Origin of the sequence: Kitasatospora papulosa (assembly GCF_000717245.1) — a bacterium.
Taxonomy (GTDB): Bacteria; Actinomycetota; Actinomycetes; order Streptomycetales; family Streptomycetaceae; genus Streptomyces; species Streptomyces papulosus.
The window spans coordinates 1,243,000-1,252,299 of sequence record NZ_JNYQ01000001.1 but is presented as its reverse complement, the minus strand read 5'-3'; the positions used below and the strand labels follow the sequence as shown (position 1 = coordinate 1,252,299).

The following is a 9,300-nucleotide window of genomic DNA, read 5'->3' as shown; positions in this document are numbered from 1 at the left end:
CTTCATCGTCTTCAACAGCGTCGACAACACCGCCCAGGAGCCCTTCGCGGCCCCCGTCCGCAGGCCCGACTTCATCGGCGCCCGCGACTTCACCCCGGTGAAGTAAGGGCGTACGACTGTCGGAAGGGGCGGGACGCACCACGCGTCCCGCCCCTTCCGCGTCCGGTGCTCCCTCAGGGGCGGCGCCGCCGCGGGCCGGGCCGTACAACTCGCTGGACCCCGGCCCGGGTCGGCGGCGACAGTGGCGCCCATGACCTCACTCGTACAGCACATCACCATCGACTGCGCCGACGCCTACGAGCTCGCCGGCTTCTGGGCCGAGGTGCTCGGATCCTCCGTGTCCGACGAGGACGAGCCCGGTGACCCCGAGGCCCTCGTCGAGTCGCCGCGGGGCACACTGCTCTTCGTCACGGTGCCGGAGTCCAAGCGCTCCAAGAACCGGGTCCATCTCGACCTGCGCCCCGACGGCCGCACCCGCGACGAGGAGGTCGAGCGGCTGCTCGCCGTGGGGGCGACGCCGGTGGGCGACCATCGCAAGCCGAACGGCCGGGGCTGGGTCACCCTGGCCGATCCCGAGGGCAACGAGTTCTGCGTGGAGCTCAGCGCGCCGGAACGCGCCGCGCTGACCGGCGCCCGGCTGCCCGTCACCGCCGACGACGTGACGCTGGCGGTCCGGCTCGCGGTCGACACCCTCGCGAAGTCCCCGGCCGAGGACTGGCGGGTGCCGGCCGGAGGGCTGACGTGGGACTGCTGGGAGACCGTCGAGCACCTGAGCGACGACCTCTTCGCCTACGCCGTCCAGCTCGGCCCGCGCAGGCCCCCGCAGGACCGCGAGGTGCCTTACCGCTACGGCTCCGAACGCGAGGGCGGTCCCGGGAACTCGATCTTCGCGAACCCGGAGGCCGGCGTCCCCGGGCTGCTCCAGACGCTGGAGGCGAGCGGGGCCCTGCTGACCGCGATGGTGCGGACGGCCTCGCCGGACGTGCGCTCCCACCATGTGTCCGGGCTGTCCGACCCCGAGGGCTTCGCCGCGATGGGGATCGTGGAGACCCTCGTCCACACCCACGACGTCGCCACCGGGCTGTCGTCGTCCTGGACCCCGCCCCAGGACCTCTGCGACCGGGTGCTGGCCCGGCTCTTCCCGGACGCCCCGGACGACGAGGACCGGTGGACCGTGCTGCTCTGGTCCACCGGCCGCGCCGATCTGCCGGGCCGCGCCCGTGTCACCTCGTGGATGTGGCACGGTGCGCCGCTGTAGCCGCTACCGGTGCGAGAACCAGGCGGCCGCCGGCAGCAGCTTGCCGTCGTAGTCGAACACCGCCTGGTTCTCCCACGCGTTGCCCGACGCCGGGTCGGCCGGGTCCCAGCCGCTGCCGGTGACGGCGGTCCAGGCCGGCTCCCAGTACACGGCGCCGAGGCCCCGGCCGTTCGGGACGGCCTCGACGACGTTCATGACGTCGCGGAGGTTCGCCGCCTGGCCGGCCGGGGTCGCCGGGTAGCCGGCGACCAGCTGGCTCGCGGTGGCCACGTTGTTCTCCAGGCCGTCGTCGTCGGCGAGCGTGTGGGCGTAGGCCGTCTCGGCGACCAGCACCGGCTTCCCGTAGCGGGAGGCGGCGTCGTCGAGGTTGGTCTGGAGCTCGGACAGCGAGCCGTGCCAGTAGCCGTAGTAGGAGAGGGCGATGACGTCGAAGGGCACCTTCTGCGCCACGGCGTTGTCGAACCACCAGCGGGTGCCCGCGTTGTCGCCGCCCTCGGCGAGGTGCAGCGCCACCTTCGTGCCGGAGGAGACCGCCTTGGCCGCGTTCGCCCCCGAGGTGATCAGGCCCGCCAGTTGTGACCAGTTGGCGGTGGAGCCCTCGGGCCAGAGCATCCCGCCGTTGATCTCGTTGCCGATCTGCACCATGTCGGCCGTGGTGCCCTGGGCCTTGAGGGCGTTCAGCACGTCGTAGGTGTGGTTGTAGACGTCCGTGCGGAGCTGGGCGTAGCCGTGCCCGGCCCAGGCGGCGGGCTTGTTCTGCTTGCCGGGGTCGGCCCAGGCGTCGGAGTAGTGGAAGTCGATCAGGGTCTTCATGCCGAGGGCCTTGGCGCGCTTGGCCATGGCGAGGACCCGGGCCTTGTCGTTGTAGCCGTCGGCCGGGTTCACCCACACCTTGAGGCGTACGTAGTTCATCCCGGAGCTCCTGAGGATGCCCATGGCGTCCCCGGCCGTGCCGCCGGCGTTGCGGTACGTGGCGCCGTGCGCCTCGTTCTTGGGGAGGGTGGAGAGGTCACCGCCCCTGACGCTCAGCCCGGTGCTCCCGGGGGTGAACGTGATGTCGTCGAAGTTCGCCCACTGCCCCGCGTGCGCGTCGGAGTTGAGGCTGATCGTGCAGGCCCCGCCGGTCACCTTGACGGACGTGACGAGCCGGATCCACTCGCCGTTCGCGGTGGGCGGCAGGTCGGTGCGCTGCTCGGCGGAGCCGCAGTTGCGCAGGGCGAGGTAGGCGGATCTCTGGCCGCCGCCGGAGCGCACCCAGGCGCTGAGGGTGTACGTGCCGTCGGTCAGGCCGCTCAGGTACTGGTAGGTCTCGACCTTGTACGCCGAGGCCGACCAGTGGCTGAGCCGGGTGCTGCCGCCGTGGCCGCCCGCCTCGGTGAAGGAGGCGGCGTTCTGGCCTCCGGCCGAGTAGGTCGACCAGCCGGCGGCCCCGGACTCGAAGCCGGTGTTGACGGGGGCGGTGGCCGCGTGGGCGGCCTGGGCGGGGAGCGCGGCGAACACGAGACCGGAGAGTGCGGCCACCGCCCCGGCCGCTTTCGCGCGGGTGTGCGTCGTTCCGTACATCGTCGATGTCCCTTCGACCGTTGTGCGGGATTCCCTGTGGGTGTGCGCCTCAGCCGTCGAGCCGTACGACACGGACCGCGCCCGCCGGAACGGCGAGCTTGTCCACGGCGGGCTCGCCGGTGAGGAGTTCGGTGCCGGGGGTGTCGAGCGCCACCACCGCCTCGGCGTCGGTGTGGTTGATCACGAAGAGGTAGCTGCCGGAGTCACCGGTGCGGCGTACGACCTCGACGTCGTACGGCAGGCTCGTGCGGGGCTCGATGCGGGCGTCGGCGGCGGCGCGGTCCAGGACGGCGTCCAGGTCCGGGCCGGAGAGCCGGGTGGAGAGGTACCAGGCGGTGCCCTCGCCGAGCCGGTTGCGGGTGACGGCGGGGCGGCCCGCCGGGATGCCGTCGGCGTACGACCAGACGGTCTCGGCGCCGCGCGGGATCACCACGTCCGACCAGAGGTCGCCGGTCAGCTCCGGTCCCTCGGGGGCGCCCTCGGGGGTGATCAGGCGGACGGTGCCGCCCTCGCCGAGTGGGGAGAACTCCTCGACGGTCAGCCCGAGTACGTCCCGGAGGACGCCCGGGTAGGCGCCGGGGTGCACGGCGTCGTCGGCGTCGACGATGCCGGAGAAGTACGAGACGACGAGGGTGCCGCCCCGCTCGACGTAGCGGCGCAGGTTGCGGCCGGTCTCCTCCGTGGCCAGGTAGAGGGCGGGGACGACGACCAGCGGGTAGCCGCTCAGGTCGGCGTCGGGGTGGGCGAAGTCGACGGTGAGGTGGCGGTCGAAGAGCGAGGCGTAGAAGGTGTCGGCGCGCTCGCGGGCGTCGTGCTCCTCGCTGGGGCGCCACTCCAGGCCCTGGGCCCACCAGGACTGCCAGTCCCAGATCATCGCCACGTCGGCGACGGTGCGGGTGCCCCGGATGCCCTCCAGCAGGCCGAGTCCGGCGCCCAGCGCGCTCACCTCGCGCCAGATCCGCGAGTCGGTGCCGGCGTGCGGGACCATCGCGGAGTGGAACTTCTCGGCGCCGCGCCGGGACTGCCGCCACTGGAAGAACATCGCCCCCTCCGAGCCCCGGGCCACGTGGGCGAGGCTGTTGCGGGCCATCTCGCCGGGGCGCTTGGCAGGGTTGCGGGGCTGCCAGTTGACGCCGCTGGTGGAGTGCTCCAGCAGCAGCCAGGGGGCGCCGCCCGCCACGGAGCGGGTGAGGTCGGCGGCCATGGCGAGGTTGACGTGGGTGCGGCGGCCGTCGGTGATCAGGTAGTGGTCGTTGGAGACGATGTCGACCTCACGGCCCCAGGCCCAGTAGTCGACGGACTCGCACTGGCTGAGCGCGGTCATGAAGTTGGTGGTGACCGGGATGCCGGGAGCGAGCCGGTGCAGGATGTCGCGTTCGGCGGTGAAGTTCTCCCGCATGGTGGCGTCGGCGAAGCGGGCGTAGTCGAGCTGCTGCGCCGGGTTGCCGACCGTCGGGGTGGTGCGAGGCGGGTCGATGTCCTCGAGGCTCCGGTAGCGCTGGCCCCAGAAGGCGGTGCCCCAGGCCGCGTTGACCGCGTCGGCGGAGCCGTGCCGGGCGGCGAGCCAGCGGCGGAAGTGCGCGGCGCAGCTGTCGCAGTAGCAGGCGCTGACCGGGACGCCGTACTCGTTGTGGACGTGCCACATCGCGAGCGCCGGGTGGCTTCCGTAGCGGCGGGCGAGCTGTTCGGTGATGTCGGCCGCCGCCGCGCGGTAGGGGGCCGAGCTGTGGCAGACGGCGCCGCGTGAACCGAAGGCGTACCGGACCCCGTCCCGGCTGACGGGCAGGGCCTCGGGGTGGGCACGGTAGAACCAGGCCGGCGGGACGACGGTGGGGGTGCCGAGGTCGGCGCGGATGCCGTTGACGTGCAGCAGGTCCAGAAGGCGGTCGAGCCACCCGAAGTCGTAGGTGCCCGGCTCGGGTTCCAGCAGTGCCCAGGAGAAGATCCCGACGCTGACCATGGTCACGCCCGCTTCCCGCATCAGGCGTACGTCCTCGTGCCAGACCTCTTCGGGCCACTGCTCGGGGTTGTAGTCGCCGCCGAAGGCCAGCTTGTGCAGACCGACCGGGTAGGGCGCGGATTCTGAGTGCGGCATGGACAGCTCCTGGCTCTTCGGGTCAACTTCTGGGAACGTGCACACACACTCTCGGCGGCGCAGGGCCAACATAACCGCACAGCAACAACCATTGACAAGTGTCGGTTTGGTTTCTCTACTGTGAACGCTCACAGCGCCTTTCCGGCCAGTCCGCCGATGCGTCTGTTCGTCTCGTCAGGGGAGAAACCATGAAATACCGCACCGTCGCGGTGTCCACCGCCGCAGCCCTCGCCGCCACCGCCCTGCTCTCGGGGTGCGGCACGGACGACGGCGCCGACGAACCGGCCGCGTCCGGGCCCGCCTCGCTGACGTACTGGGCGTGGGCCCCCGGCCTGGACAAGGTCGCCGACATCTGGAACAAGGGCCCCGGCAAGGAGGCCGGCATCACCGTCACGGTGAAGAAGCAGGCCTCGGGTGACGACCTGGTCACCAAGATCATCACGGCGGCGAAGGCCCACAAGGCGCCCGACCTGGTCCAGGCCGAGTACCAGGCACTCCCCACCCTGGTCTCCAACGACGTCCTCGCGGACATATCCGAGGAGGCGGGTGACGCGAAGGGCGAGTTCGCCGACGGGATCTGGCAGCAGGCAACCCTCGGCTCGGACGCCCTGTACGCGCTGCCGCAGGACTCCGGCCCGCTGATGTTCTACTACCGCCAGGACCTCTTCGAGCAGTACGGCCTGACGGTGCCGACGACCTGGGACGAGTTCGCCGAGACGGCCCGCGCGCTCAAGAAGAAGGCGCCGGACAAGGACCTCACCACCTTCTCCTCCAACGACTCGGGCCTCTTCGCGGGTCTCGCCCAGCAGGCGGGCGCGAAGTGGTGGACCACGGGCGGCGACAAGTGGAAGGTCGCGATCGACGACCCCGCCACGCAGAAGGTCGCGGACTTCTGGGGCGGCCTGGTGAAGGAGGGGGCCGTCGACAACCAGCCGATGTACACCCCGGCCTGGAACAAGGCGCTCAACACCGGCAAGCAGGTCGCCTGGGTCAGCGCCGTCTGGGCGCCCGGCACCCTGACCACCGCGGCGCCCGAGACGAAGGGCAAGTGGGCGATGGCCCCGCTCCCCCAGTGGACCGCCGGTGAGAACGTCACCGGCAGCTGGGGCGGTTCCTCCACGGCCGTCACCAACGACTCCACGAACAAGAAGGCCGCCGCCACCTTCGCGAAGTGGCTGAACACCGACCCGACGGCGCTCGCCGCGCTGGTGAAGGAGGGCGGCATCTACCCCGCCGCCACGGCCGCCCAGACCGGTGGCGCCCTGGCGAAGGCTCCGGACTACTTCTCCAACCAGCCCGGCTTCTACACCGAGGCCGCGAAGATCGCCCAGGGCACCGCCCCCGCGGCCTGGGGCCCGAACGTCAACGTCGCGTACAGCGCCTTCAAGGACAACTTCGCGGCGGCCGCCAAGAACAAGTCCGACTTCGGCCCCGCGCTGACCGCCATGCAGGACGCCACCGTCGCGGACCTGAAGAAGCAGGGCTTCGGGGTCTCGGAGTGACGCGTACGCCCCGCAGGAAGGCGTACGGGGTCAAGAGCGCCCCGTACGTCTTCCTGGTCCCCGCCACCCTCCTGTTCCTGCTCTTCTTCGCCCTCCCCATCGGCTACGCCGTGTACCTCAGCTTCCGCCGGACCGAGGTCGCGGGACTCGGCCTCGGGAAGGGCGCACGGCAGGAGATCTGGGCCGGCGTCGCCAACTACGCGGACGCGCTCTCCGACTCGGAGCTCCTGGACGGAGCGCTGCGCATCCTCGGGTACGGCGCGATCGTCGTCCCGGTGATGCTCGGCCTCGCCCTGCTCTTCGCCCTGCTGCTGGACACCGACGGGCTCCGGGCACGCGGCTTCAGCAGGCTGGCGATCTTCCTGCCGTACGCGATCCCCGGCGTCATCGCGGCGCTCATGTGGGGCTTCCTGTACCTGCCGGACGTGAGCCCCTTCCTGTACCTGCTCGACGCGGCGGGACTCCCCCGGCCCGACCTGCTCGACGGAGGGCCGCTGTACCTGTCGCTCGCCAACATCGCCGTGTGGGGCGGCACCGGCTTCAACATGATCGTGATCTACACCTCGCTGCGGGCCATTCCCGCCGAGGTCTTCGAGGCCGCGCGGATCGACGGCTGCTCGCAGCTCCAGATCGCGCTGCGCATCAAGATCCCGATGGTGGCGCCGTCCCTGATCCTGACCTTCTTCTTCTCGATCATCGCGACGCTCCAGGTCTTCAGCGAGCCCACCACGCTGAAGCCGCTGACCAACTCGCTCTCCACCACGTGGAGTCCGCTGATGAAGGTCTACCAGGACGCCTTCGTCAACAACGACATCCACGCGGCCGCCGCCCAGGCGGTCATCATCGCCCTGGCCACCCTCGCCCTGTCGTTCGGCTTCCTCAAGGCGGCCAACTCCCGTACGAAGCAGGGAGACTCCCGATGAGCACCCCGTCCCTCACGGCCCCCGGCCGCCGGCGCCTCCCGCTCGTTCCGACCGCCGCGCTGCTCCTCGGCGCGCTGTACTGCCTGCTGCCCGTCGTCTGGGTCCTGGTCGCCTCGACGAAGTCCGGCAGCGAGCTGTTCTCCACCTTCACCTTCCTGCCCGGTTCCGGCTTCACGGACAACGTCGCCGATCTCACGGAGTACCGCGACGGGGTGTACTGGAGGTGGATGGCCAACTCGGCCTTCTACGCCGGGGCGGGCGCCCTGCTCTCCACCGCGGTGTCCGCGGTCTCCGGGTACGCGCTGGCCGTGTACCGCTTCCGCGGCCGGGAGACCGTCTTCAACATCCTGCTCGCCGGGGTGCTCATGCCCCCGGTGATCCTGGCCGTGCCGCAGTACCTGCTGCTGGCCCAGGCCGACATGACCGACTCCTACCTGTCGGTGCTGCTGCCGCTGATCCTCTCCCCGTACGGCGTCTACCTCGCCCGGATCTACGCGTCGGCCGCCGTGCCGGCCGACGTGATCGAGGCCGGGCGGATGGACGGCGGCGGCGAGTGGCGGATCTTCCGGACCATCGCGCTGCCGATGATGCTGCCCGGGCTGGTGACGGTGTTCCTGTTCCAGTTCGTGGCGGTCTGGAACAACTTCCTGCTGCCCTACATCATGCTCGGCGACGACGAGAAGTTCCCGGTCACCCTGGGGCTCTACACACTCCTCCAGCAGGGCTCGAACACCCCGGCGCTCTACACGCTGGTGATCACGGGCGCGCTGCTCGCGATCATCCCGCTGATCGCCCTGTTCCTCGTGATCCAGAGGTTCTGGAGCCTCGACCTGCTCTCCGGCGCCGTAAAGTCCTGACAGCTCCTCAACAGGGCACCCCTTCATGAAAGATCGAGCACCATGAGCCGCACAGAACAGAACGGCGCGGGACGCCGCAGGCCGCCGACGATCCACGACGTCGCCCGGGAGGCCGGGGTCTCCCGGGGCACGGTCTCCCGGGTGCTCAACGGCGGTCACAACGTCAGCCCGGCCGCGCTCGAAGCGGTTCAGTCCGCCATCCGCCGCACCGGCTACACCGTGAACCGGCACGCCCGGTCGCTGATCACCGGGCGCTCCGACTCCGTGGCGTTCCTGCTGACCGAACCCCAGGAACGCTTCTTCGAGGACCCGAACTTCAACGTGCTGCTGCGCGGCTGCACCGCCGCGCTCGCCGCGCACGACATCCCGTTGCTGCTGATGATCGCGGGCACGGAGGCCGAGCGCCGCCGCAACATGCGGTACATCGCCGGGCACGTGGACGGGGTGCTGCTGGTCTCCAGCCACTCCGGCGACCCGGTCGCCGCGCAGCTGCACGAGGCCGGGGTGCCGTTGGTGGCCTGCGGGAAGCCGCTCGGGCAGGGGTCGCGGGTCAGTTACGTGGCGGCGGACGACCGCAACGGCGCCCGGGACATGGTGCGCTTCCTGCACGGTTCGGGGCGCCGCCGGATCGCCACGGTCACGGGGCCGCTGGACACCCCGGGCGGGGTGGACCGGCTCGCGGGGTACCGCGAGACGCTCACCGAGTGCGGGCTCCCGGTCGACGAGGCCCTGATCGTGCCGGGCGACTACAGCCGGGCGGGCGGTGAGGCCGCGGCGGCGCTGCTGCTGGAGCGGGCGCCCGACGTGGACGCGGTGTTCGTCGCGTCCGACCTGATGGCGCAGGGGGTGCTGAGCACGCTGGAGCGGGCGGGCCGCCGGGTGCCGCAGGACGTCGCGGTGGGCGGCTTCGACGACTCGCCGGCCGCCCTCTCGGCGCGCCCGGAGCTGACGACGGTCCGCCAGCCGTGGGACCGGATCAGCGCCGAGATGGTGCGGGTGTTGCTGGCGCAGATCGGCGGGGAGGACCCGGCCGCGGTCATACTCCCCACGGAACTGGTGCGCAGGGACTCGGCGTAGAGCCGGGCGCCGTCGCCCGTACGGG

The 9,300-nt window shown here is 71.4% G+C and carries 7 protein-coding genes and 1 pseudogene; 6 read left to right on the top strand and 2 right to left on the bottom strand.

What is annotated here, in order from left to right:
• A pseudogene (locus IA22_RS36365) lies at nt 1-106 on the top strand (ectoine hydroxylase); the annotation flags it as partial.
• A 144-nt stretch (nt 107-250) separates the two neighbouring features.
• Nucleotides 251-1,258 (top strand): VOC family protein, encoded by a 1,008-nt coding sequence (locus IA22_RS0105495; protein ID WP_030122887.1) that lies wholly within the window; start codon nt 251-253, stop codon nt 1,256-1,258.
• A gap of 3 nt (nt 1,259-1,261) precedes the next feature.
• On the opposite strand, the gene IA22_RS0105490 is transcribed toward IA22_RS0105495, so the two are convergent.
• Entirely contained in the window at nt 1,262-2,821 is a 1,560-nt protein-coding gene (locus tag IA22_RS0105490) for a glycoside hydrolase family 53 protein (RefSeq protein WP_030122886.1), read from the bottom strand.
• Nucleotides 2,822-2,870: 49 nt separating this feature from the next.
• On the bottom strand, nt 2,871-4,916 hold the full coding sequence (locus IA22_RS0105485; RefSeq protein ID WP_030122885.1) for a beta-galactosidase: 2,046 nt from the start codon (nt 4,914-4,916) through the stop codon (nt 2,871-2,873).
• 188 nt (nt 4,917-5,104) lie between these two features.
• Between IA22_RS0105485 and IA22_RS0105480 the strand changes: the two genes are divergently transcribed.
• From IA22_RS0105480 to IA22_RS0105465, 4 genes are read left to right on the top strand one after another with little or no spacing between them, the layout of a single operon-like run.
• On the top strand, nt 5,105-6,418 hold the full coding sequence (locus IA22_RS0105480; protein ID WP_014156962.1) for an ABC transporter substrate-binding protein: 1,314 nt from the start codon (nt 5,105-5,107) through the stop codon (nt 6,416-6,418).
• The gene (locus IA22_RS0105475) at nt 6,415-7,341 is read left to right on the top strand and encodes a carbohydrate ABC transporter permease (RefSeq protein WP_030122884.1); all 927 of its coding nucleotides are present in this window, start codon (nt 6,415-6,417) and stop codon (nt 7,339-7,341) included. The genes IA22_RS0105480 and IA22_RS0105475 overlap by 4 nt, the downstream gene beginning before the upstream one ends.
• On the top strand, nt 7,338-8,198 hold the full coding sequence (locus IA22_RS0105470; RefSeq protein ID WP_015576700.1) for a carbohydrate ABC transporter permease: 861 nt from the start codon (nt 7,338-7,340) through the stop codon (nt 8,196-8,198). The genes IA22_RS0105475 and IA22_RS0105470 overlap by 4 nt, the downstream gene beginning before the upstream one ends.
• Before the next feature lie 42 nt (nt 8,199-8,240).
• Nucleotides 8,241-9,275 carry a LacI family DNA-binding transcriptional regulator gene (locus tag IA22_RS0105465; RefSeq protein WP_030122883.1) on the top strand — a complete coding sequence of 345 codons (1,035 nt, stop codon included), beginning with the start codon at nt 8,241-8,243 and terminating at the stop codon, nt 9,273-9,275.
• Nucleotides 9,276-9,300: the final 25 nt, after the last annotated feature.

What these genes read in the sequence shown, in the direction of transcription:
- IA22_RS0105495 (WP_030122887.1), top strand. Translation starts at nt 251, where the DNA reads ATGACCTCACTCGTACAGCACATCACCATCGACTGCGCCGACGCCTAC.
- IA22_RS0105490 (WP_030122886.1), bottom strand. Translation starts at nt 2,821, where the DNA reads ATGTACGGAACGACGCACACCCGCGCGAAAGCGGCCGGGGCGGTGGCC.
- IA22_RS0105485 (WP_030122885.1), bottom strand. Translation starts at nt 4,916, where the DNA reads ATGCCGCACTCAGAATCCGCGCCCTACCCGGTCGGTCTGCACAAGCTG.
- IA22_RS0105480 (WP_014156962.1), top strand. Translation starts at nt 5,105, where the DNA reads ATGAAATACCGCACCGTCGCGGTGTCCACCGCCGCAGCCCTCGCCGCC.
- IA22_RS0105470 (WP_015576700.1), top strand. Translation starts at nt 7,338, where the DNA reads ATGAGCACCCCGTCCCTCACGGCCCCCGGCCGCCGGCGCCTCCCGCTC.
- IA22_RS0105465 (WP_030122883.1), top strand. Translation starts at nt 8,241, where the DNA reads ATGAGCCGCACAGAACAGAACGGCGCGGGACGCCGCAGGCCGCCGACG.